19 protein-coding genes are annotated in these 21,696 nt (G+C 54.3%); 9 read left to right on the top strand and 10 right to left on the bottom strand.

The genetic code is table 11. From position 1 onward, the window contains the following. Positions 1-10 precede the first annotated feature (10 nt). Entirely contained in the window at positions 11-3,913 is a 3,903-nt protein-coding gene (gene hrpA, locus P2R09_RS11835) for an ATP-dependent RNA helicase HrpA (RefSeq protein ID WP_275769904.1), read from the bottom strand. A gap of 255 nt (positions 3,914-4,168) precedes the next feature. Here hrpA and azoR point away from each other — a divergent pair, with 255 nt between their 5' ends. Beyond that, positions 4,169-4,768: an FMN-dependent NADH-azoreductase gene (gene azoR, locus P2R09_RS11830; protein WP_275769902.1), complete on the top strand. Its 600-nt coding sequence runs from the start codon at positions 4,169-4,171 to the stop codon at positions 4,766-4,768. A 63-nt stretch (positions 4,769-4,831) separates the two neighbouring features. On the opposite strand, the gene P2R09_RS11825 is transcribed toward azoR, so the two are convergent. From P2R09_RS11825 to P2R09_RS11815, 3 genes are read right to left on the bottom strand one after another with little or no spacing between them, the layout of a single operon-like run. Next, positions 4,832-5,170, bottom strand: a complete 339-nt coding sequence (locus tag P2R09_RS11825) for a YdbL family protein (RefSeq protein ID WP_275770689.1) — start codon at positions 5,168-5,170, stop codon at positions 4,832-4,834. An 11-nt stretch (positions 5,171-5,181) separates the two neighbouring features. Further along, positions 5,182-5,370, bottom strand: coding sequence for a YnbE family lipoprotein (locus P2R09_RS11820; protein WP_003853757.1), 189 nt, complete (start codon positions 5,368-5,370; stop codon positions 5,182-5,184). Beyond that, positions 5,367-7,997 carry a YdbH family protein gene (locus P2R09_RS11815; RefSeq protein ID WP_275769900.1) on the bottom strand — a complete coding sequence of 877 codons (2,631 nt, stop codon included), beginning with the start codon at positions 7,995-7,997 and terminating at the stop codon, positions 5,367-5,369. Before P2R09_RS11815 ends, P2R09_RS11820 begins: the two co-directional genes overlap by 4 nt. A gap of 146 nt (positions 7,998-8,143) precedes the next feature. Here P2R09_RS11815 and P2R09_RS11810 point away from each other — a divergent pair, with 146 nt between their 5' ends. Continuing rightward, complete coding sequence (locus P2R09_RS11810; RefSeq protein ID WP_003853762.1) at positions 8,144-9,136, top strand: 2-hydroxyacid dehydrogenase; 993 nt, start codon at positions 8,144-8,146, stop codon at positions 9,134-9,136. 45 nt (positions 9,137-9,181) lie between these two features. Here the strand turns inward: P2R09_RS11810 and P2R09_RS11805 are convergent, their stop codons facing one another. Then, positions 9,182-9,457 (bottom strand): DUF333 domain-containing protein, encoded by a 276-nt coding sequence (locus P2R09_RS11805; protein ID WP_275769897.1) that lies wholly within the window; start codon positions 9,455-9,457, stop codon positions 9,182-9,184. Between the two features lie 184 nt (positions 9,458-9,641). Here P2R09_RS11805 and P2R09_RS11800 point away from each other — a divergent pair, with 184 nt between their 5' ends. The 3 genes from P2R09_RS11800 to ttcA all read left to right on the top strand — a co-directional run bounded on the left by P2R09_RS11800 (position 9,642) and on the right by ttcA (position 12,836). Continuing rightward, complete coding sequence (locus tag P2R09_RS11800) at positions 9,642-10,298, top strand: MgtC/SapB family protein (protein WP_275769895.1); 657 nt, start codon at positions 9,642-9,644, stop codon at positions 10,296-10,298. A 207-nt stretch (positions 10,299-10,505) separates the two neighbouring features. Further along, positions 10,506-10,763, top strand: a complete 258-nt coding sequence (locus P2R09_RS11795) for a hypothetical protein (RefSeq protein ID WP_275769893.1) — start codon at positions 10,506-10,508, stop codon at positions 10,761-10,763. A 1,137-nt stretch (positions 10,764-11,900) separates the two neighbouring features. Then, complete coding sequence (ttcA, locus tag P2R09_RS11790; RefSeq protein WP_275769891.1) at positions 11,901-12,836, top strand: tRNA 2-thiocytidine(32) synthetase TtcA; 936 nt, start codon at positions 11,901-11,903, stop codon at positions 12,834-12,836. Between the two features lie 45 nt (positions 12,837-12,881). Here the strand turns inward: ttcA and P2R09_RS11785 are convergent, their stop codons facing one another. From P2R09_RS11785 to P2R09_RS11775, 3 genes are all read right to left on the bottom strand, one after another. Beyond that, positions 12,882-13,028 carry a hypothetical protein gene (locus P2R09_RS11785; protein ID WP_003853775.1) on the bottom strand — a complete coding sequence of 49 codons (147 nt, stop codon included), beginning with the start codon at positions 13,026-13,028 and terminating at the stop codon, positions 12,882-12,884. Between the two features lie 325 nt (positions 13,029-13,353). Then, positions 13,354-14,337, bottom strand: coding sequence for a zinc transporter ZntB (zntB, locus tag P2R09_RS11780; protein WP_078804444.1), 984 nt, complete (start codon positions 14,335-14,337; stop codon positions 13,354-13,356). A 118-nt stretch (positions 14,338-14,455) separates the two neighbouring features. Continuing rightward, positions 14,456-16,075, bottom strand: coding sequence for a peptide ABC transporter substrate-binding protein (locus P2R09_RS11775; RefSeq protein WP_275769888.1), 1,620 nt, complete (start codon positions 16,073-16,075; stop codon positions 14,456-14,458). Positions 16,076-16,227: 152 nt separating this feature from the next. Between P2R09_RS11775 and mpaA the strand changes: the two genes are divergently transcribed. Then, positions 16,228-16,935 (top strand): murein tripeptide amidase MpaA, encoded by a 708-nt coding sequence (mpaA, locus tag P2R09_RS11770; protein WP_275769887.1) that lies wholly within the window; start codon positions 16,228-16,230, stop codon positions 16,933-16,935. On the opposite strand, the gene ycjG is transcribed toward mpaA, so the two are convergent. Beyond that, positions 16,910-17,893: an L-Ala-D/L-Glu epimerase gene (gene ycjG, locus P2R09_RS11765; protein WP_275769885.1), complete on the bottom strand. Its 984-nt coding sequence runs from the start codon at positions 17,891-17,893 to the stop codon at positions 16,910-16,912. The two genes, mpaA and ycjG, sit on opposite strands and share 26 nt — an antisense overlap. A gap of 146 nt (positions 17,894-18,039) precedes the next feature. Between ycjG and tpx the strand changes: the two genes are divergently transcribed. After that, a complete protein-coding gene (tpx, locus tag P2R09_RS11760) occupies positions 18,040-18,543 on the top strand; it encodes a thiol peroxidase (protein ID WP_003853783.1) in 504 nt (167 codons plus the stop codon). Between the two features lie 50 nt (positions 18,544-18,593). Here tpx and tyrR read toward each other — a convergent pair whose 3' ends face one another. Next, entirely contained in the window at positions 18,594-20,159 is a 1,566-nt protein-coding gene (gene tyrR, locus P2R09_RS11755) for a transcriptional regulator TyrR (RefSeq protein WP_275769883.1), read from the bottom strand. A gap of 229 nt (positions 20,160-20,388) precedes the next feature. Between tyrR and P2R09_RS11750 the strand changes: the two genes are divergently transcribed. Continuing rightward, positions 20,389-20,745 carry a GtrA family protein gene (locus tag P2R09_RS11750; protein WP_275769882.1) on the top strand — a complete coding sequence of 119 codons (357 nt, stop codon included), beginning with the start codon at positions 20,389-20,391 and terminating at the stop codon, positions 20,743-20,745. Beyond that, positions 20,745-21,695: a glycosyltransferase family 2 protein gene (locus tag P2R09_RS11745; RefSeq protein ID WP_275769881.1), complete on the top strand. Its 951-nt coding sequence runs from the start codon at positions 20,745-20,747 to the stop codon at positions 21,693-21,695. Before P2R09_RS11750 ends, P2R09_RS11745 begins: the two co-directional genes overlap by 1 nt. Position 21,696: the final 1 nt, after the last annotated feature.

The raw sequence follows: 21,696 nt of genomic DNA, 5'->3' as shown, positions 1-21,696 counted from the left end.
CCCTGGCTTTTTAAGCCGCTATCTGTTCCATCGTCTGCAGGATGCGCTTATCTGAAATGGGATAAGGTGTGCCTAACTGCTGAGCAAAGTAACTGATGCGTAGCTCTTCAATCATCCAGCGGATGTTCTGAACCTCTTCATCATCCTGACGCTGCGGCGGCAACTTATTACGCCACGCCTGATACGCCTGTTCCACTGCCTGCACTTTTAACATGCGTGCCCGATCGCTGTGCGGGTCAGCAGGCAGCTTTTCGAGCCGCCGCTCAATACCATTCAGATAACGCAGCGTATCGGCCAGTCGCTGCCAGCCATTGCCGGTGACAAAGCCGCGATAGACCAGACCATTTACCTGCGCCTTGATATCCGATAATGCCAGCGCCATAGTCATATCAACCCGGCCTTTCAGACGCTTATTGATGTTGAAGACGGCCGTGAGGATCTGCTCAACCTGTTGTGCGATCGTCACAACGGTCTCATTGAGTTCACCGCGCACTTTGTCACGCATCTGCTCAAACGCGCCCTGGTCCCAGGCCGGCCCGCCCGCTTCCCCTATCAGCTTATCAATACCACAGGCGATGCAGTCGTCGATGAGCTCCAGCACTTTGCCATAGGGGTTAAAGTAGAGTCCGAGCTTGGCTTTGTTCGGCAATTTCTCGTGCAGATATTTAACCGGAGACGGCACATTCAGCAGCAGCAAGCGACGCTGACCGCGCCACATCATTTTTTGCTGCTCCTGCTCGCTGTCAAACAGGCGAATGGCGACGCTCTCTTTCTCATCGACCAGCGCAGGCCAGGCTTTGACCTGATAACTGCCGCGCTTCTGTTCATAGCTGCGCGGCAGATCGCCAAAGCTCCAGATGTGCAGTCCGCTCTGCTCCAGCCCGTCATCCGCCACTTTCGATAGCGTTTCCTGCACTTTATCTTTCAGCTGCGCCTTGAGCGCGGTGAGGTCTTTGCCTTCCAGCAGTTTACGGTTGTGCTCGTCCACTATCCGGAATGTCATTTTCAGATGATCGGGCACCTGTTCCCACTGCCAGTTTTCACGTTCCAGCGTGACGCCGGTCATGCGGCGAAACTCACGCGACAGCGCATCAAGCAGTGGCATCTCCATCGCCTTCACGCGTCCCAGAAACGCTTCAGCGTAGTTGGGAGCTGGCACCAGGTTACGGCGCAGCGGTTTGGGCAGCGACTTAATCAGCGCGATGATAAGCTCACGACGCACGCCTGGGATCTGCCATTCAAAACCGCTATCCTCAACCTGATTCAGCAGCGGCAGCGGAATATGCACCGTGACGCCATCCGCATCGGCACCTGGCTCGAACTGATAACTCAGCTTGAGTTTGAGGTTGCCCTGATGCCAGAAATTGGGGTAGTCGAGCTGGCTGACTTTATCCGCGCCCTCTTTGATCAGCATCTGCTTGTCGAAGTTCAGCAGCTCGGCGTTTTCACGGCTGGCCTGCTTCCACCAGCTGTCAAAATGCTTCGCCGACACCACCTCTTTGCCAATGCGCTGGTCATAAAAAGCAAACAGTGTTTCGTCATCCACCAGGATGTCGCGGCGACGGGATTTGTGTTCCAGATCTTCCACTTCACTACGCAGCTTCTGGTTAGCCCGGAAGAAAGCATGCCGCGTCTGCCAGTCGCCTTCCACCAGCGCGTGGCGGATAAACAGCTCACGGCTCAGGGTAGGATCGATGCTGCCATAGTTCACTTTGCGAGCGGCCACAATCGGCAGACCATAGAGCGTGACTTTTTCGGCGGCCATCACCGCGCCCTGCGATTTCTCCCAGTGCGGTTCGCTGTAGCTGCGCTTAATCAGATGCTGCGCCAGCGGCTCAATCCACTCTGGCTCAATGCGCCCCGCCGTGCGGCCCCACAGGCGGCTGGTCTCAACCAGCTCCGCGACCATGGCCCACTTCGGCGGCTTCTTAAACAGCCCGGAGCCAGGGAAGATGGCGAAGCGGGTGTTGCGTGCCCCGGTATACTCCTGCTTATCAGCATCTTTCTGACCGATGTGCGACAGCAGACCGCTTAACAGCGCGCAGTGAACGGGCTGCAGCTCAGCCGGTTCGCTGTTCACCGGAATCCCCAGTTCCCGCACCACCTGCCGTAGCTGGGTATAGATATCCTGCCATTCCCGCACGCGCAGATAGTTAAGGAAGTCGGTTTTGCACTGACGACGGAAAACATTGCCGGACAGCGCTTTCTGCTGCTCCGCCAGATAGTTCCAGAGATTCACGTAGGCAAGAAAGTCGGAGTCTTTATCGGCAAAGCGTCGATGCTTCTCATCCGAAGCCTGCTTTTTATCTGCCGGACGCTCACGGGGATCCTGAATCGACAGGCCTGCGGTGATAATCATCACTTCGCGCACGCAGCCAAATTTCTGCGCTTCCAGCACCATCCGCGCCAGGCGAGGATCCACGGGCAGCTGTGCCAGCTGACGCCCGGATCCGGTCAGCTTGTAGTGACCGTTCTCTTCATTCAGCGTCAGCGCCCCCAGCTCTTCCAGCAGACGGACGCCATCCTGAATATTGCGTTTATCGGGTGCTTCCACAAACGGGAAGGCGGCAATATCGCCCAGACCCAGCGAGGTCATCTGCAGGATTACCGACGCCAGGTTGGTGCGCAGGATTTCAGGATCGGTAAAGGCCGGACGACTCAGGAAGTCATCTTCTGCGTAGAGGCGAATACAGATACCGTCTGACACACGCCCGCAGCGCCCTTTGCGCTGATTGGCAGACGCCTGGGATATGGGCTCAATCGGCAGACGCTGCACTTTGGTGCGGAAGCTGTAACGGCTGATACGCGCCGTGCCGGGATCGATCACATATTTAATCCCAGGCACCGTCAGCGAGGTTTCCGCAACGTTGGTCGCCAGCACGATGCGACGACCGCTGTGCGACTGAAACACCCGATTCTGCTCAGCATTGGACAGCCGTGCATAGAGTGGCAGCACTTCGGTGTGCGGCAGATCGCGTTTGTTGAGCGCGTCGGCGGTGTCGCGTATTTCGCGCTCGCCGCTCATAAAGATCAGGATATCGCCACGGCTTTCCCGTCCCAGTTCATCCACGGCATCAAAAATCGCCTGCAGCTGATCACGATCGCCATCATCCGCCTCTTCGACCACCGGACGATAGCGCACTTCAACGGGATACGTGCGGCCAGAGACTTCAATTACGGGTGCATTATTGAAATGACGGGAGAAGCGCTGAGGATCGATGGTAGCGGAAGTGATGATGACTTTCAGATCGGGGCGGCGTGGCAACAGCTCACGCAGATAACCGAGCAGGAAGTCGATATTCAGGCTGCGTTCATGGGCTTCATCAATGATGATGGTGTCATATTGCATCAGCAGGCGATCCTGCTGGATTTCCGCCAGCAGAATCCCGTCAGTCATCAGTTTAATCTGCGTCAGATCGCTGACCTGGTCGTTGAACCGCACTTTGTAGCCGACACAGCCGCCCAGTGAGGTGCTGAGCTCATCGGCAATGCGGTTCGCCACGGTCCGCGCGGCCAGACGGCGCGGCTGGGTATGGCCAATCAGCCCAGTAACACCGCGTCCCAGTGCCAGACAAATTTTCGGCAACTGGGTGGTTTTACCTGAACCGGTTTCACCGGCGACAATCACCACCTGATGATCGCGAATCGCCTCAGCAATATCCTGCTGCTTCTGACTCACCGGCAGATTGTCCGGGAACGTAATCGCTGGGGTAGCCGCGCGGCGCTGGGCCACACGCTGTTCGGCGGCGACAAATTCCAGCGCCAGCTCGCTGGCAATGCCCTGCTGCGCCTCAGGATTTTTGGTTTTTCTGGCTCCCTGCAGGCGGCGCTGCAGCCGCTGGCGATCGCGCAGCATTAAACCGTCGAGCCGTGACCAGAGCGCTGCCAGTGGGGAAGTATCGGGTGATGACATAATTGTGACGTACCTTACTCAGACGGTGTCGCTACGTAAAGCAGCGCCCTGAAGCCGGGGTAACCAGCTGATTCAATAAAATAATTGCGCGTATCATAGCACATTTTGAACTGTTCAGGCGGCAGCTCCCGGTTACGCTTATTCAATAAATTCGAACATGGGTCTCGAAATATTGCGCTTTCACCGCGCCATCGATAACCGTAGAGTGTAAACCATTGAGCGGAAAGTCTTCCGCGTAACAGACAGGAAACCACCATGAGCAAAGTTTTAGTTCTGAAATCAAGCATCCTTGCAGGCTACTCACAATCAAGCCAGCTCGCTGACTTCTACGTTGAACAGGCAAAGGCACAGGGTAAAGAAGTTACTGTACGTGACCTGGCGGCTAACCCGATTCCGGTTCTGGATGGTGAGTTAGTGGGTGCAATGCGTCCTTCTGATACACCACTCTCCCCGCGTCAGCAGGAAGCACTGAATCTGTCCGATGAACTGATTGCAGAACTGCAGGCTCATGATGAAGTCGTCATTGCCGCGCCAATGTACAACTTCAACATCCCTACGCAGCTGAAAAACTATTTCGACCTGATTGCCCGTGCTGGCGTGACGTTCCGCTACACCGAAGCAGGCCCGGAAGGTCTGGTTAAAGGCAAAACCGCAGTGGTTATCTCAAGCCGTGGTGGCATTCACAAAGATACCCCAACTGACCTGCTGACCCCTTACGTCAAGCTGTTCCTGGGCTTCATCGGCATCACTGACGTTGAGTTCGTGTTTGCTGAAGGCATCGCCTACGGTCCGGAAGTAGCCAGCAAAGCGACCGCTGAAGCGAAAGACGCTATCACGCAGATCGTGACCGCATAACGCTCAGCCATCTCAGGATGACGCTGTCAAAGACCGGGCCTGTGCCCGGTTTTTTTTCGCCGGTTAGTTATTGCTGTCTGCCTCTTTTCTCAGCCATTGACCATTAATGCCACGCACGTACTCTCCCACTGCGGCACGGCTCACCAGCTTCTGTCCGGCAATGCTGGCCACATCGGCCGTGGAGAGATTGTTCTGCCCGGCCAGCCGCTGATACTCCTGCTGACGCCCGGCATTAATCCGCTGCACCAGCGCCAGCGTTTCACTGTCCTGCGAACGTGCCGCCAGATAGCCGGAGAGCGTTTCACCTGCACGGCCTGATTGCCTTGCCTCATCCAGCGTCAGTGCCCAGGCAGGGTGCGCCATCGTCAGGGCAAGTAACAGCGCCGCGCTTATGCGTTTCATCATGGCTCTCCTCAGAACAGTCCGCTCTGGTTTTTCAGTAACGCTTCCACGTCTTTATCAACTTTGATGTGGATCTCATGCTCGATTTTTACATTCATATTGATAGTGATGGGGTCTTTGGGTGCCGTGACTTCAATGCGTGGCACGCATCCGATGCTCAGCAGTCCGGCTGCCAGAACCAGTAATGGCCTCAGGCTCATGGTGAAGTATCCTTGTTCGATGGCAAAGTCGCATGTTGCTCTAACCAGGATTGCAAATTATCGCCAAAGCGCAGGCTGCGCCAGAGCTGAAACAGGTTTTCCTGATGACGATAGTTAAGATTGACCGTCTGACGACGGTTACTGAACTGGCTGACGCCTTGTACCTGCGCTTCCATAGTGAGGTCGCCGAGGTTATTCAGATTGATTGTCGCCCAGCTGCGGGAGACTTCCATATAGCGTAACCAGTCAAGCGCTGCGCCGGTCGCTACGTTGTTGCGGGTAATCGCATCCGCCATATCTTTATCCAGCCGGAAAGTCAGCGGACCGCTGTTGGCAATCCACCCTTTTTCCACCAGCCAGCGTGGATTATTCAACCACAGCGGCAACTCACCGTTAACCTTACCTGACATGGCAAACTGTTTAGGCTTCAGCGCCGTCACCAGCTCGCTGAGGCTGATATTACGCAGCGACACCCGGGCGGGATCATGTTGCGGCATACGCAGGGCTGGCAGCGTAATCTGTCCGCCAAGCAGGTCAAGACTGACATCCTGTAAAGTCAGGGGGGATTGTTCAGACCACGGCCAGTTACCCTGCAGATCGGCCCGAATATTCTGCATGGCAAACTGGTTCTTCACCTCGGCAATGCGGAGTGAAACCGGGCCATGCTGACCAAACTGCCATTGCTGCTCATGAAACCTGAACGGCAGCGAGAAGTCGATACCGTTCACCTGACTGTCTGGCGTCCAGACACTGCCCTGTTTGACCGTCCAGTGGCCTCCCGCCTGGAAGCCCTGTTTACTGGCAGCCGAGAATGCGACCTGTGCCTGCAAACTGCCGCCCTGAATCTGCATTTTCATGTCGGGGCTGAGCAGCGGCTGAAACACGGTCAGCGACTGTGCCGGCCACCAGGCCTGACCGCGTAACCGTTCACCGTCCCAGCGGCCATTCACCCGCAGCGGGCCAACCTTGCCCGCTTTTAACTCGCCCCGCCAGAGGAAATAGCCGGGATCGCGGCCTTTCGCCTCGAAGTCCAGCGTGGAATCAGCCAGACGGCCGCCATAGGTGAAGTGGGTCGGGCCCGCCTGCAATCTGAAATGGCCATTGAAGGAAGGTTGCGCCACATCGCGCTGCCACTTAACGGGTTCGGTCAGTGTCAGGCGCGGTTTTGCGACGTTAACGCTGCCATAAGCCAGCTGATTAAATCCGGTGGAGAGCGTATCCAGGTGGATCAGCGTGTCGTGCCAGCCGCCGGTGCCTTTGACATCCCAGCGTGCCTGCAGCGGCAGCATCTCGCCCCCGCCCCAGTAGCGCCAGTCCCACTCGCCCTTATCGGGCCAGAAATTTGTGGCGCGACCATCAAGATGCAGCCGGAAGCGGCCAAAGCTGGCATCGTGCGCGTTGAGAATGGCCTGCAGGCGGCCATCAATACCCTGCGAGGAGAGTCGCACGCCGGCCAGCGGCCAGCGCGCTTCGTCCACTTCCAGCGTAGAGAGCAGCCGACCCCGCAGGCGCAGCAGCGACTTAGGTTGCAAAACTAACTGAGGATCGAGCAGCGAGCCGTTGAGCACGCCCGGAATGGAGCCGTAAAGTTGCAGATCGGCCAGCTTGCTTTCACCGGTCAGCTGAAACGGCAGGTGGCTATTGGTCAGACTCAGGTTGCCGGGACCGACGCCCAGTACCACGTTACCTTTGCCGCCACGTCCCTGAGTCAGCAGGTTAACGCGCCCCGTAATCTGGCTGTTTTCAAGGCCTGACTGCCAGTTATCCAGCGTCAGGTTAACAAATCCAGACAGGGGCTGAGCCGCCAGCGGCCAGAAATACTCGCCCTTTTCGATCCGAATCTGATCGCGGCTGATTTGCCACGGCAGTCTGAGAAGCGGCCTTTTCTCATCCATCATCCCCACGCGCAGCTCGCCCTGCTGCTGCTGCCAGCTGAGCGTTAACTGCAGCGGATGCGGTAATGCATCCAGCGCCAGTTGTCCGTCCACCTCGCCATTCACCGGCAGATCGGTGGCGAAAGCAGGTAACTCAAGATGACCACTTAGCGTAATGGGTTCAGGCAGCGCAGGATGGGTAAGCGTCAGGCGACTGATCGCGAGCTGCTGACCGGTCAGCGTCGCCGCCAGTTGCAGGTTGTCGCCCTGATAATTAAGTTGCTGGCGATCTTTTTCCAGCGTCAGGTCCAGCGCGCCCGCATAGGTCTGCCAGGGTGCCACGACAAGTTTGTTCAGATGTACATCGGCACCAGGTAGCATTGCCTGCCATTCGGCCAGCGTTTTGGGGGTAGTCGTTCTCTCGTCACTGACAGGTAATTTTTGCAGGCAGGTGCTCTCCATCACCAGTTCGTCCGCATCCAGCTTCCAGCGCGACTGATGCCAGCCCAGTGACACTGCCTTTACGGTTGCCAGTGAGCAATCGCCGGCGAGGTAACGAATCTGAGGCAGCCACAGGCCGCCCTGCCGCCAGCGCGGTGCGCCAGTCAGTTCAATGCGGGTATCCTCAGGCAGCCAGATGCCGACCAGCCTTGGCAGCCATTGCGTCACAGTCAACATCAGGCCGAGCAGCAGGAGAATCAGCGCAAGTACGGCCGCCAGCCGTCGCCGGAACATCCGTGGCATAAAAGCCATAATCCTTTTCCTTACAGTATCCTGACAACGATGATGGCATGTAATCTGCCAGAGGTGAAGGTGTGCACGGGACGCAAATACGCAGTTTCAGCAAAGTCGGTCAGAAAACGTTATCCTTGGTTTATCACCTCTGCAGGAGCACAACGATGAAAATCGCGGTTTACAGCACTAAACATTACGATCAGAAATACCTTGAGCAGGTTAACCAGCAGTTTGGTTTCGAACTGGTATTTTTTGACTTTTTACTCTCAGAGAGCACGGCCAAAACCGCAGTGGATTGCGATGCCGTCTGCATTTTTGTTAATGATGACGGCAGTCGCCCGGTGCTGGAGGAGCTGGCCGGACTGGGTGTGAAATATATCGCGCTGCGTTGCGCTGGCTTCAATAATGTCGATCTGGCTGCGGCGAAAGAGCTGGGTCTGGAAGTCGTACGGGTGCCGGCCTACTCACCGGAAGCGGTGGCAGAACATACGATCGGTCTGATGATGACCCTTAACCGCCGTATTCATCGCGCGTATCAGCGTACCCGTGATGCGAACTTTTCGCTCGACGGACTCACCGGCTTCAACATGTACAACAAAACGGCGGGCGTTATCGGCACGGGTAAGATCGGCATTGCGACCATGCGGATTCTGAAAGGTTTTGGTATGCGGCTGCTGGCGTTTGATCCCTACCCAAGTGAGCAGGCGCGTGAGCTGGGCGCAGAATATGTTGATTTAAAGACGCTGTTTACAGAATCCCACGTCATTACGCTGCACTGTCCGCTGACCCCGGAGAACCATCATCTGCTGAATGCCGACGCGTTTCGTCAGATGCGCGATGGGGTGATGATCATCAACACCAGTCGTGGCGGGCTGATTGATTCACAGGCAGCGATTGACGCGCTGAAACAGCAGAAAATCGGCGCGCTCGGCATGGATGTGTATGAGAATGAACGCGGCCTGTTCTTTGAAGATAAGTCGAATGATGTGATTCAGGACGATGTGTTCCGCCGTCTTTCAGCGTGCCATAACGTACTGTTTACCGGTCATCAGGCATTTTTAACGGCTGAAGCGCTGACGGCCATTTCCGAGACGACACTGAATAATCTTAGCCAGCTCGATCGGGGTGAAGAGTGCCCGAACCGACTCTCAGCCTGACTATTCTCTGCTAATGATGCGGGCCGGTGCTATCCGGCCTGTTCATCAGCGCGCGCAGTTCCCGCCAATTAACGCCTGCTCATCGCAGCGACGGCCATTCACTAACTGACACATGCCCACACGTGATCCATCCAGCTCATGTGAAAACGCCAGCGTTCCGCCTGCGTTCGAACAGGTGCTTTCTGCCAGGGAAGACATCACCACACGAGGCTGGATGTGCGCGGCGGTGGCTTGTTGCGGTGGCTCGTTATCATCACTGTTGCTACTGCAGGCAGAGAGTAATAATGCGGCACCGGCCAGCAAAAAGGTGGCTGCTTTCATCAATCGGACTCCGGGAATGGGGATAATAGGCTGGCTCAGCATATGTCAGGCAGCACAAGGGGTCGAGAGGTGAAACAGCTTTTTACAAAATTCTCCGCCGTGATTTGCAAGCAGAATTATCTTGTTTACCTGCTATCGCTGAACTGTCACCCTTTTTCGGTTCCTATTATTTCGGAGTAAAGCCATGTTAATGGATATGTTAATTCGCATCGCCCTGGCCGGTATTCTTGGCGGCCTGATTGGTCTGGAGCGTCAGATGCGGGCCAAAGAAGCGGGACTGCGTACCCATATTCTGGTCGGTATCGGTAGTGCGATGTTCATGCTGGTGTCGAAGTATGGTTTCGCCGATATGCTTACCATCGACCATGTGGCACTGGACCCCAGTCGTATTGCAGCCCAGGTCGTCAGCGGTATGGGCTTCCTGGGCGCAGGCACCATCATGATTCAGAAGCAGGTGGTGAAAGGCCTGACCACGGCAGCGGGATTATGGGTAACGGCAGCGATTGGTCTGGTGATCGGCAGCGGCATGTATGAGATCGGCATTTATGGCACAGTGCTGGCGCTGGTGGTGCTGGAAGTGTTCCGCCGCCTGAGCCATGTTTTAATCGGCAAGCACCATACGTTACTGGTTTTCCTTAAGCCTAAAAGCGTGCCGCTGGTGTTACTGGTCATGCAGCGGGAAGGTATTCGTTATGGCAATGTGACGGTGATTAATCGTGATGAGGAGAGCGGCCTGTGCGAACTCAGCATACAGGTAACGTTGTCCCGCAAGTCAAATGATGCGCACCTCTACGATAAGGTCATTGAGATAAAAGGCGTTCAGTCGCTGGAGATGATGTAAACGTTTGCTGAACAAACCCGTCACTACACATGGCGACAAAGACATAAGAACCTTGCAGAAGGCGGTGAGCGGCAGTCACCGCCCTCTTCACCTGACATTTCTGAAAATCAAAAATGCTCAGAGTCTGACCTTAAATGTAGTGCCTGCCGGGAAGTAATGGCATAATCCGTTATTGTTAATTTACGTAATCATTTTATCCGGAAACTAATGCATCAAAACTCTGACCATCCTGAAGACGCCCTTTCCGCTACTTCGCCTAAAAATCGGTTCGCAGTCAGCATGCTGATTTTTACGCTGATAGCGGGCGCCGCAGCCATCATGATGCTCCTGGAACATCGGGATTCAGTGAATAATGCGCTGGAGACCGGACAATGTCTGGCAGAAGAAGGGGCTGAGGATTTAATGGAAGTGCTCAGGCATTTTCTGCATCATGCCTACCGCTGGATTTTTAAAGCCTGTGGCTGACGGTAATGCGTTTAGTGCAGCAGAAAATGCAGCAAACCGTGTCGGTTAACCAGCAACAAAACCCCGCAATACATGACGGCAACATAGCAAAGTAAAAAGAGAAGTAGCGTCATAATAAATCTGATGCCGTACTTCTTTATTTTGTCTGTTTTATCCGAATATTTCATAGACGTTAAATGTTGATTCATTTTTTAATTTCAAACCCGGTCATTAAACGGCTTCATCTGAATGCTGTATTGCCGAAATGTGCGAAACGAACGGCATCTACGCAGGATGTTGCAATAAAAAAATCAAACGCAAAATACCTTTCCCGCATCCTGACAATTTACTGATCATTGTGACCTGATGGATACATATTCACCTTGAGCAGCAATGGCTTAAGCAACGGCACGGTGTGTGAGCAAAATAACCTGAATTTAACGTTTCACAGGTTTCAGCGGCAATATAAGGATCAGTCTCTATCTGATTGGTCAAACGTATATTCAACAAAGTATGATTTTCAGATTTTGACATTGTAAAAGTCATTCCGGGTCACAGAATAAACCCAGTGAGGTTTCGTATCCGACTTAATTTGACGCGTATCAAACATGGCAAGTACAGACAACACGCCGTTTAATCAGTATTGATTAATAACTGCGTAAGCTGTTTTTTTTACTCATTAAATCGGCCCGATGAAAACGCTATTCATTCTCTCTGTCATTTTTATGATCGCTGGTTGTACAGCAAAAAAAGATCATGTGCGTGCTGATGCTTACCAGGCCTCACCCCCTTCCTGCTCAACACACAGTGATGAAATTGATTGTCAGTGGAAAGATGTTCCTGCCAGCTGACCTCGCGCTATTCTCCCGCGTAGCATCGTCTCATCCAGCAGGCTTTCTTCATGGGGCTGTAAAGGCGCTCTCTCACCAGCATCTTCCTCGCGGCATTCCTTTTCGGCAATATCTGCTTTAAATGAGAGACGCTGCCGGATGCCTCAGGCAGCGATTTTCCGCTGATTACTTCACTCCAGTGCTGGCATTCGCGACAACAATCCGTACCATACGCTGCATATTCGTGACACCGCAGTGAAGTGTCTGGCTGGACGCGCACAGCAATTTGCCCTTCGGCTACGCTCTCTGGTTTTTGAGATAGGTAAAAATGCAAGATAATCAAACGGTTGACAAGAAAGAACAGTACAACCTCAATAAGCTGCAGAAACGTCTGCGTCGTAACGTCGGCGAAGCCATTGCAGATTTTAATATGATTGAAGAAGGCGACCGCATCATGGTCTGTCTGTCGGGCGGTAAAGACAGCTACACCATGCTGGAAATTTTGCGCAGTCTGCAAAAAAGTGCGCCGGTCAACTTCAGCCTGATTGCCGTTAACCTCGACCAGAAACAGCCTGGCTTCCCGGAGCACATCCTGCCGCAATATCTTGAGGCCCAGGGCGTTGAGTACCGGATTATCGAAGAAGACACCTACTCCATCGTCAAAGAGAAAGTGCCGGAAGGTAAAACCACCTGCTCACTCTGCTCGCGCCTGCGCCGTGGCATTCTCTATCGCGTCGCGACTGAACTGGGTTGTACTAAAATCGCGCTCGGCCACCATCGCGATGACATCCTGCAGACACTGTTCCTGAACATGTTTTACGGCGGAAAACTGAAAGGTATGCCGCCAAAACTGATGAGTGATGATGGCAAGCAGATTGTGATTCGTCCGCTGGCCTACTGCCGCGAGAAAGATATCATTCGTTTCTCAGACGCGCGTCAGTTCCCGATTATCCCGTGCAATCTCTGCGGTTCTCAGCCAAACCTGCAGCGGCAGGTGGTAGCCGATATGCTGCGTGACTGGGATAAGCGCTATCCTGGCCGCATTGAAACCATGTTCAGCGCAATGCAAAACGTCGTGCCGTCACACCTGGCAGATATCAATCTGTTCGATTTTAAAGGGATTAAGCATGGCGATGCGGTCGTTGATGGCGGCGATCTCGCTTTTGACCGCGAAACCCTGCCGTTGCAGCCTGTGGGCTGGCGAGCTGATGAAGACGATGCACCAGACTTCAGCGCACGTCTGGATGTGCTTCAGATTAAGTAAGTACCTGATAAGTTAAGGGCGTGCTGCTGGCAGCACGCCCTTTTTTTATATATTGCGGTGCGGCGGTGGATCCATTATCGGCGGATATTCCGGATCGGTCGGCTGATCAGGCTGGGGTTGCGGATGAGGAATCGGTTCAGGAATCGGGACTGGATCCGTTGGGATCGGCTCGCTGTTGTAAATCGCGCTCATGCCGTACTCCTTTTCTTGCGAATGGACTTTAAGTTTAGAAAAGGATTAGCGTTCCAGCCAGGCGGGCAAAAAAAAAGCCGGCACACGGGCCGGCATGTTTTGAATTAATTGTGCTATGCAATAATTCTAAATATGGAAGTAAGACAATATGGAGCGCAACGCCCATCGCTTGACGTTGCATTCACCTGCGGGAGAGAGTTTGCGTCAGCAGCGGCATTGGGTTCTTGATGTCGATCAGCTTTTGCTTTCTTAATATGATTTTTATCCCACCCGGCGGGATTTTCGTCCTCAAATCAGACGCCCCCGCCGATGTTACCTTTCCGCATTACAGCCAGCGCCGTTTACGCAGATAACCCGCGACGCCCACCGCCAGTGCCACGAGCAGCAGACAGAAGATAGAGAAGCCGTACTCCCATCCTCCGCCCGGAATGCCACCCAGATTAACGCCAAACAGACCGGTCAGGAACGTGGCGGGCAAGAAGATCATCGCCATCAGTGACATCGTATAGGTGCGGCGGTTCATCGACTCCGCCATCGCAGAGGCCACCTCGTCAGCCAGAATCGCAGTGCGCGCTACGCCCGCATCCAGATCATCCAGTCCGCGTCCCAGCCGATCGGCGATTTCCTGCATCCGGCGTCGTTCACTGTCATCCATCCAGCCCAGTTTTTCACTGGCCAGCCGGGCATAAACATCGCGCTGCGGCGCCATGTAACGCCGCATCACAATCAGCTGTTTGCGCAGCAGGCCCAGCTCGCCGCGCGCGGGCATCTGCTGGTCAAGCAGCGCATCTTCCAGCTCAATGATTTTGTCATGTAACTCTTCGATAAATTCGCTGGTGTGATCGGTCAGGGCATCACAGACATCGACCAGCCAGCTGCCACAGTCAATCGGGCCGTTACCGTTTTGCAAATCGGTGAGTACTTCATCGACGGCAGAGACTTTACGCCGCCGGGTCGAGACGATGAGCTTATCGTTGATGAACACGCGCATCACCACCAGCTGGTCGCGACGCGCATCGGTGTTGTGGTTAACGCTGCGCAGCACGATCATAAATCCGTCGCCCAGCCGGCTGACGCGGGGACGCATGCTGTCGCCCGCTAAGGCGTCACGCACGGCATCGGGGATCTGCGGCGTTGACTGCAGCCATTCTGCGCTTTTGCTGTGGGTATAGTTCAGATGCAGCCAGCAGGGCTGCTCACACTCGATAACTTCATCTTCAGCAATCGGGATCATCCCACCTTTGCCATCCAGCTGGCATGAAATGATGGCATCTGAAACCTGTAATGCTTTTCCTTCAATGACGTCCACAACATTCCCTCACCACTAATATCAATACGATACAGTCTAACGTGACGGCGTTGAGTTGCAATCTCCGGGCTGTGAAGAAAGATGTCAGCAGGTGGCAGGGAAACCGGCCACCACAGGTTTAGTGCTTTTCAATCCACAGTTCACGGCTGTAGGCGACATCTTCAGGGTTGGTGATGGGATAGCCTTTAACCCAGGGTTTAATCAGTCGGCCATTCGTGTACTGATAGATGGGCGCAATCGGGGCCTGTTCAGCGAGGATCTGCTCGGCACGGTTGTAATCGCTGTTACGTGCCTGCTCGCTGGTTTCACGGCTGGCTTTAGCGACAACTGCATCATAATCCGCGTTTTTAAAGCGCGCGATATTGCTGCTGTTGCCCGAGGTCAGCAGATTCAGGAAGGTGGAGGGCTCATTGTAGTCACCGACCCATGAGGCACGAATCACATCGAAGTTCCCGCTGTTACGGCTGTCGATGTAGGTTTTCCACTCCTGATTCTCCAGTGTGACATCCACACCAAGGTTCTTTTTCCACATTGAGGCCACGGCAATCGCAATCTTCTGATGGCTCTCAGAGGTGTTGTAGAGCAGTTTGAGCTTCAGCGGTTTACCCGGACCGTAACCGGCGGCGGCGAGCAGCGATTTGGCCTGCGCATTCAGGGCGTTCTGATCGTGCTGTTGCATGAACGTGGGCAGTGGCATAAAGCCTGCTGTCACATCTGGCGTAAAGTGCCATGCCGGTTTCTCACCGGTGCCCAGCACTTTGTCAGCAATGACGTTTCGGTCGATAGACCAGGACAGTGCTTTGCGAACCCGCACATCGGCAGTCGGTCCTTTCTGCGTGTTAAACGCATAGTAATAGGTGCCTAACTGGTCAGGTGTGTAGACCTCTCCCGGCAACGTTTTCTTTAATAACGCATACATGTTCTTAGGGAAAGATTCGGTGATATCAATGTCGTTGGCACGATAACGTTTAGTCGCGCTCGACTCTTCATTGATTGGCACAAAGGTCACTTTCGTCAGCACCGAATGTGCATCATCCCAGTAATGAGGATTACGGGTCAGGACAATCTTCTCGTTCACTACCCGCTCGCTGAGCTGATAGGCACCGTTACCGACCAGTTTACCGGGTGCCGTCCAGCTATCACCTTGCTGGGCAATGACTTTTTGCGGCACCGGGAAGAGCGCCACGTTAGCCACCAGCGCCGGGAACCACGGCACAGGACGATCCAGCGTCACTTTTAGCTGGGTTTTGCTCTGGGCAGTCACTCCCAGTTTATCGGGGGTCATTTCGCCTTTGGTAATCGCTTCCGCATTTTCAATACCGCTTAACCCCGCAAACCCGGCTGAGCCTGAGCTGTTTTTGGGATCGACCAGCCGCTGCCAGCTGTAGACAAAATCCTGCGCCGTGACCGGTTCGCCGTTTGACCAGCGCGCGTTATTGCGCAGGGTGAAGACCCAGGTTTTGTTGTCGCTGCTGCTCCAGCTCTGTGCCACGCCCGGCACGATTTTGCCCTGAGCATCCTGATTTGTCAGACCTTCAAACAGATCGCGAATCACCTGAATTTCAGGCAGCCCTACCGCTTTAAGCGGATCGAGTGAAGCGGGTTCATCTTTAATATGGCGGACGATCTGCTGCTGTTCGGCCAGCTGCGCGCCAGCGGGTGGATTCGCCGCAATGGCGGGTGTGAGGATGCTGCTCAGACTGATTGCTGCCAGCGTCATACGAAAGGTCTTAACCATTATCACTCCTTTACCCCAAAGAAGTGCTGCATCAGTCTGTTGCCGATGTAGCTTGTGCAGGGCACTTTATCGCAAATGGCTGACAGATAAATAGCTATTTTCCGCACACGGCTTTTCCGCTACTTTGAGTAAAACCCTTTGAGGAAATCTGTATGTCGCCACTTCATCCGCGTCCCCTTCGCGGCAAACTTGACGTTTCGTATCAGCAGTATGGCCGCTCCGTGCTCGGCGCGCCGCTGCTGTGGTTTCCAGCGCCACTGGGTGACCCCGACAGCGGTCTGATTCTGGCTGGCACACACGGTGATGAAAATGCGGCCATCGCCACCCTTTCTGCTGCGTTACGGACACTGCCCGATGGCATGCGTCGGCACCACGTGGTGCTGGCAGTCAATCCTGATGGCTGTCAGCTTGGCCTGCGTGCTAACGCAAATGGCGTCGATCTCAACCGCAACTTCCCGGCAGCGAACTGGCAGCCCGGAGAGACCGTTTATCGCTGGAACAGCGCTGCCGATGCGCGGGATGTCACGCTCTCAACCGGCACGCATCCGGGTTCTGAACCGGAAACACTGGCGCTCTGTGCCCTGATACATCAACTTAAGCCAGCCTGGATCGTTTCCTGGCATGAGCCGCTGGGCTGTATTGACGACCCGCATCAGGTGGAGATTGGTGGCTGGCTGGCCAGCCATACCGGCCTTCCTCGCGTCAGCAGCGTAGGATATGACACGCCTGGCTCATTCGGCAGCTGGTGTTACGATCTCAATCTGCCCTGCGTGACCGCTGAGATGCCGGTGATATCCGTGGATGAAGCCACGGATACCTATCTTGAGATGATGGTTAGTTTGCTGCGCTGGCAGCAATAATCAGCCGGCCGCTGCGCACGGTGATCGCCGGTTCGGCATCCACCGCCAGCCAGGTCGGCCCATCAAGATCGGCGAAACGGGTCTGCGGCACCAGCGGCAGCGCAGCACGTATCGCCCGCGAGGTGCAGAGCATGCAGCCCAGCATCACCGCAAAGCCCTGCTGCTGCGCGGCATCGGCAAGCGCCAGCGCCTCGGTCAGACCGCCCGCTTTATCCAGCTTGATGTTGACCATCTCATAACGGCCTCGCAGCGCGGCCAGGCTTTCACGTGTATGACAGCTCTCATCGGCGCAGATTGGCAAGGGATGGATAAAGTTCTCCAGTGCCGCATCTTCACCTGCAGGTAAAGGCTGTTCCAGCATCGCCACATTAATGTCTGCCAGCAGCTGACAGCGTGCCGCCAGGCCTTCAGCGTGCCAGGACTCATTTGCATCCACAATCAGGGTTGCCTCCGGCACGGCGGCGCGGATGGCCATCAGCCGTTCAGTAATGAAATTGTTATCCAGCTTAATTTTCAGCAGTGTTGCACCATGCTGCCACAGTGCGAGTGCGCTGCTGGCCATCGCCTCAGGGGTATCAATGCTGACGGTCTGCGCGGTCACGACATCAGCAGGTGCAGTCACCCCGCAAAGTGCCCAGAGGCTGCGCTGCTGCTGATGTGCGGCGAGATCCCACAGTGCACTGTCGATGGCGTTGCGCGCCGCCCCGGCAGGCAGCGCCTGTTGTAATGCCTCGCGCGTCATACCCTGTTGCAGCGCAGGCAGCAACGTGGCGATTTGCGCCAGCACCGATGCTTCGCTTTCACCATAGCGCGCATAGGGCGTCGCTTCACCGACGCCTTTTACGCCGTCTTCCTCAATTTCAACCACCACCACTTTGACTTCGGTCCGGGTTCCACGGGCAATGACAAACGGCGTATGCAACGGCCAGGCTTCGGGATAACTTTTTACCGTTCTCATTTACACTCCACAAAGTGTGACGCACTGGCAGACCGCCACGTTAAATTCCACAATTGAACTCGTAAACCCTTAACATTTATGTCATAAACAACGGCTATCTTTAGCCGTTTTGTGTCAGATCTTTTTTATCATCAAAAGGAATCACTATGTCTCAGACTGTTCATTTTCAGGGTAATGCCGTTCCGGTTGCAGGTCAGTTTCCACAGGCTGGCGATAAAGCTAAGCCTTTCACGCTGGTAGCAAAAAACCTGGTTAACGTTGCGCTCTCTGAGTATGCAGGAAAACGCAAAATTCTGAACATTTTCCCAAGCGTTGATACCGGTGTCTGTGCCTCATCAGTGCGCAAATTCAACCAGGCGGCAAGCGAGCTGAATAACGCCGTGGTGTTATGTATCTCTGCCGATCTCCCTTTTGCCCAGTCTCGCTTCTGTGGCGCGGAAAACCTGAGCAACGTGGTGACGCTGTCGACGCTGCGCGGCTCAGAATTTAAGTATGAGTATGGTGTAGAAATTGCTGATGGTGCGCTGGAAGGCCTGACCGCACGTGCCGTAATCGTACTGGATGAGAACGATAAAGTGATTTACAGCCAGCTGGTTGATGAAATCACCACTGAGCCTGATTACGACGCTGCCCTGGCCGCGCTGAAGTAATAAAAAAAGCGGATAACCTGGTTATCCGCTTCCTGCTCTCTGCTTACCGATCATTCGCTTTCGGTGCGCTTCTGCCCCAGACCATATTCACGCAGCTTGTTGGCAATCGCGGTATGGGAAACACCCAGACGTTTTGCCAGTTTTCGGGTGCTGGGATAGGAGAGATAAAGCCGCGTCAGAATTGACCGCTCAAAACGGCTGGTAATCTGATCCAGCGTTCCTTCCAGTGCTTCATCGCCCAGCGATACATCCAGCGTCTGTTCAGGCAACACAATATCCTGCGGTCGCAGTTCATATCCTTCAAGCTGGGTTAACGCGCGATATAACGCATTTTTTAACTGGCGCACATTGCCAGGCCAGGCGTAGCGCGTCAGAAATGCAATGAGCTGTGGCGAGAGTCGCGGCCGGGCCATCCCCTGCTCATCCGCAAAGCGGGCCACAAACATCTCGGTCAGTGGCAGGATATCCTGCGGTCGATCGCGCAGCGGGGGCAGTTGCAGCGTCAGCACATTGAGCCGGTAAAAAAGATCTTCGCGAAACTCACCGCGTTGCACCAGTTCAATCAGGTTCTTCTGCGTGGCGCAGATTACGCGCACATTAACATGGACTTCATGCTCTTCACCGACGCGGCGGAAGGTGCCATCATTGAGAAAACGCAGCAGCTTGGTCTGCATTCTTGGCGACATCTCGCCAATCTCATCCAGCAATACCGAGCCACCATTGGCCTGCTCAAAAAAGCCCTTCTTGCCTTCCAGCGCATTCGGATAGGCACCGGCGGCATGACCAAACAGCTCGCTTTCCGCAACGTCGTCGGGTAAAGAGGCGCAGTTCAGCGCCAGGAAAGGATTTTTCCCACGGGCGCTGCGCAGATGACAGGCGCGTGCCAGCATATCTTTCCCGGTGCCGGTATCGCCGACAATCAGTAACGGCGCATCCAGCATCGCCAGTTTGCGCGCCTGACCGACCACCTGACGCATCTTCGGCGTGACGGCAATAATATGGTCAAACTCGGATTCGTCAGTGACCACCAGATTCTGTAACTGACGGCCCATGCGAGCGGTTGACTTCAGCATCACCATCGCCCCGACCGGCCTGTCGTTCTGGCCCTCTTCACCCGGCAGATAAATAGGACGCGCTTCCATCAGAAAATCGCGCCCTTCAATGACGACATGCTGTGCCTGCGCCTCAACCCGATCGCTTTCCAGCCAGCGCATGAAGTTAAAGCCATTAATCAGGTTGCCAGCGCTGAAATTGCGCATTTTCTCTTCATCAAGATTAAACAGGTTTTGTGCCGCCGGATTGGCCAGTTCAACCTTGCTTTTCAGATCGATGGAGAAAACCGGATCTGGCATGGCCACCAGTAAGGCACTCAGCGCGCGATGTTCACGCTCCGAAGGCATGTACGTTACCGTGCGCACATCTGTTACGCCTGGTGTACGCCGGATTTCTGCCATCAGATTACTGAAAGCGTCAAATTCCAGTGCCGAAAAATTCAGGTAGATGCGGCCCAGCGCCGTAATTTCGATACCGCGTAAATCAATGTTGCGTGCCACCAGCAGATCGAGCAGTTCACGCGTCAGACCGATGCGGTCCTGACAGAACACTTCCAGACGCATTGCGTTCGCCTTAATCAGGTTCAGATAAATGAATATTACGCTAAGTGATGCGCCGGTAGAAAGGGATCTGTCAGGAAAAGTTGACAGCTTAAGCGTGTATGGCGGAGTTTTGTACTGACCGGCTGGATTCCGGTATCGATCGCTGGTTGTCAGCTTTTGTCAGTACCAGACTGTTGATTAGAGAGTGATTGCTGTATATTTTTCTCAACTGAGTAGAATTGATTATAATATGCTGACTTTCTTCGCAAAATATCTGACTGTGGGCCTGGTAAATACCCTGATCCATTGGGTGACTTTTTTTATCTGCCTTAGCCTTGGATTATTCCAGTCGACCGCTAACCTGATTGCATTTAGCCTGGCCGTTACCTTCTCTTTTTTCGTTAATGCGTGCTGGACCTTTGAGCAGCAGGCAACGGCCTGGCGTTATCTTATTTACGTCGTTTTTATGGGTGCGATGGCTTTCAGCGTAGGTTATCTGGCTGACCATTTTGGCTTCTATCCCCTGATTACGCTGATCGCCTCCTCGGCTATCAGTCTGGCGTGTGGCTTTCTTTTTTCCCGCTTTATCGTTTTCAAAGGAGAATAATGAAAATCTCTCTGGTGGTACCGGTATTCAATGAAGAGGATGTCATCCCTCTTTTCTATGACGCGGTCAGAAAAGATGAAGCACTGGCCGCGTGGCAGATTGAGATCGTATTTATTGATGATGGCAGCACAGACGCAACGCATGCGCTGATTACCCAACTCAGCCAGTGCGATCCGCTGGTGCGCAGCTTGTCGTTTATTCGAAATTTCGGCAAAGAACCGGCGCTGTTTGCCGGACTGGAAGCCGCAACCGGCGATGCGGTTATCCCGATAGATGTGGATTTGCAGGATCCGATCGCGATTATTCCCGAGATGATCCGGAAGTGGCAGGCTGGGGCTGATATTGTGTTAGCTAAACGGATTGACCGCAGTGCCGATGGCCACCTCAAACGCAAAACAGCCCGCTGGTTTTACAAACTGCATAACAGCATCAGCCATCCGCAGATTGAAGAGAATGTCGGTGATTTCCGGCTGATGTCGCGTGAAGTCGTTGAGAATATTAAATTGCTGCCTGAGAAGAATCTCTTTATGAAAGGCATTCTTAGCTGGGTCGGCGGACAGACGGATATTGTGGAATATACCCGAACGGAGCGGATCGCCGGCCGCAGTAAATTTGGCGGCTGGAAGCTGTGGAATCTTGCGCTGGAGGGTCTGACCTCATTCTCTACCGTTCCGCTGCGGATTTGGTCATACCTGGGCTTTCTGGTGGCCTCGCTGGCCTTTTTATATGGTCTCTGGATGATCGTGGATAAACTGCTGTTCGGTAACCCGGTGCCAGGCTATCCCTCAATTCTGGTCTCCGTGCTCTTTCTGGGTGGCGTTCAGCTTATTGGCATTGGCGTGTTAGGCGAATATATTGGCCGCATCTACATGGAAACTAAAAACCGGCCTCGCTATATTTTGCGAAAAGTAGCACCGAAAAAAATAACCCCCTCTCAGGACACCGACTAAA

The sequence above is a fragment of the Pantoea sp. Cr_R13 genome, from assembly GCF_029222565.1.
Classification (GTDB): Bacteria; Pseudomonadota; Gammaproteobacteria; order Enterobacterales; family Enterobacteriaceae; genus Pantoea; species Pantoea eucalypti.
Note: the sequence above shows the minus strand (reverse complement) of the source record. Positions and strands in the feature narration are given on the sequence as shown.

What these genes read in the sequence shown, in the direction of transcription:
- P2R09_RS11775 (WP_275769888.1), bottom strand. Translation starts at nt 16,075, where the DNA reads ATGGTTAAGACCTTTCGTATGACGCTGGCAGCAATCAGTCTGAGCAGC.
- P2R09_RS11745 (WP_275769881.1), top strand. Translation starts at nt 20,745, where the DNA reads ATGAAAATCTCTCTGGTGGTACCGGTATTCAATGAAGAGGATGTCATC.
- P2R09_RS11800 (WP_275769895.1), top strand. Translation starts at nt 9,642, where the DNA reads ATGTTAATGGATATGTTAATTCGCATCGCCCTGGCCGGTATTCTTGGC.
- azoR (WP_275769902.1), top strand. Translation starts at nt 4,169, where the DNA reads ATGAGCAAAGTTTTAGTTCTGAAATCAAGCATCCTTGCAGGCTACTCA.
- ycjG (WP_275769885.1), bottom strand. Translation starts at nt 17,893, where the DNA reads ATGAGAACGGTAAAAAGTTATCCCGAAGCCTGGCCGTTGCATACGCCG.
- P2R09_RS11815 (WP_275769900.1), bottom strand. Translation starts at nt 7,997, where the DNA reads ATGGCTTTTATGCCACGGATGTTCCGGCGACGGCTGGCGGCCGTACTT.
- P2R09_RS11795 (WP_275769893.1), top strand. Translation starts at nt 10,506, where the DNA reads ATGCATCAAAACTCTGACCATCCTGAAGACGCCCTTTCCGCTACTTCG.
- tpx (WP_003853783.1), top strand. Translation starts at nt 18,040, where the DNA reads ATGTCTCAGACTGTTCATTTTCAGGGTAATGCCGTTCCGGTTGCAGGT.
- P2R09_RS11785 (WP_003853775.1), bottom strand. Translation starts at nt 13,028, where the DNA reads ATGAGCGCGATTTACAACAGCGAGCCGATCCCAACGGATCCAGTCCCG.
- tyrR (WP_275769883.1), bottom strand. Translation starts at nt 20,159, where the DNA reads ATGCGTCTGGAAGTGTTCTGTCAGGACCGCATCGGTCTGACGCGTGAA.
- P2R09_RS11810 (WP_003853762.1), top strand. Translation starts at nt 8,144, where the DNA reads ATGAAAATCGCGGTTTACAGCACTAAACATTACGATCAGAAATACCTT.
- P2R09_RS11805 (WP_275769897.1), bottom strand. Translation starts at nt 9,457, where the DNA reads ATGAAAGCAGCCACCTTTTTGCTGGCCGGTGCCGCATTATTACTCTCT.
- ttcA (WP_275769891.1), top strand. Translation starts at nt 11,901, where the DNA reads ATGCAAGATAATCAAACGGTTGACAAGAAAGAACAGTACAACCTCAAT.
- P2R09_RS11825 (WP_275770689.1), bottom strand. Translation starts at nt 5,170, where the DNA reads ATGAAACGCATAAGCGCGGCGCTGTTACTTGCCCTGACGATGGCGCAC.
- hrpA (WP_275769904.1), bottom strand. Translation starts at nt 3,913, where the DNA reads ATGTCATCACCCGATACTTCCCCACTGGCAGCGCTCTGGTCACGGCTC.
- P2R09_RS11750 (WP_275769882.1), top strand. Translation starts at nt 20,389, where the DNA reads ATGCTGACTTTCTTCGCAAAATATCTGACTGTGGGCCTGGTAAATACC.
- mpaA (WP_275769887.1), top strand. Translation starts at nt 16,228, where the DNA reads ATGTCGCCACTTCATCCGCGTCCCCTTCGCGGCAAACTTGACGTTTCG.
- P2R09_RS11820 (WP_003853757.1), bottom strand. Translation starts at nt 5,370, where the DNA reads ATGAGCCTGAGGCCATTACTGGTTCTGGCAGCCGGACTGCTGAGCATC.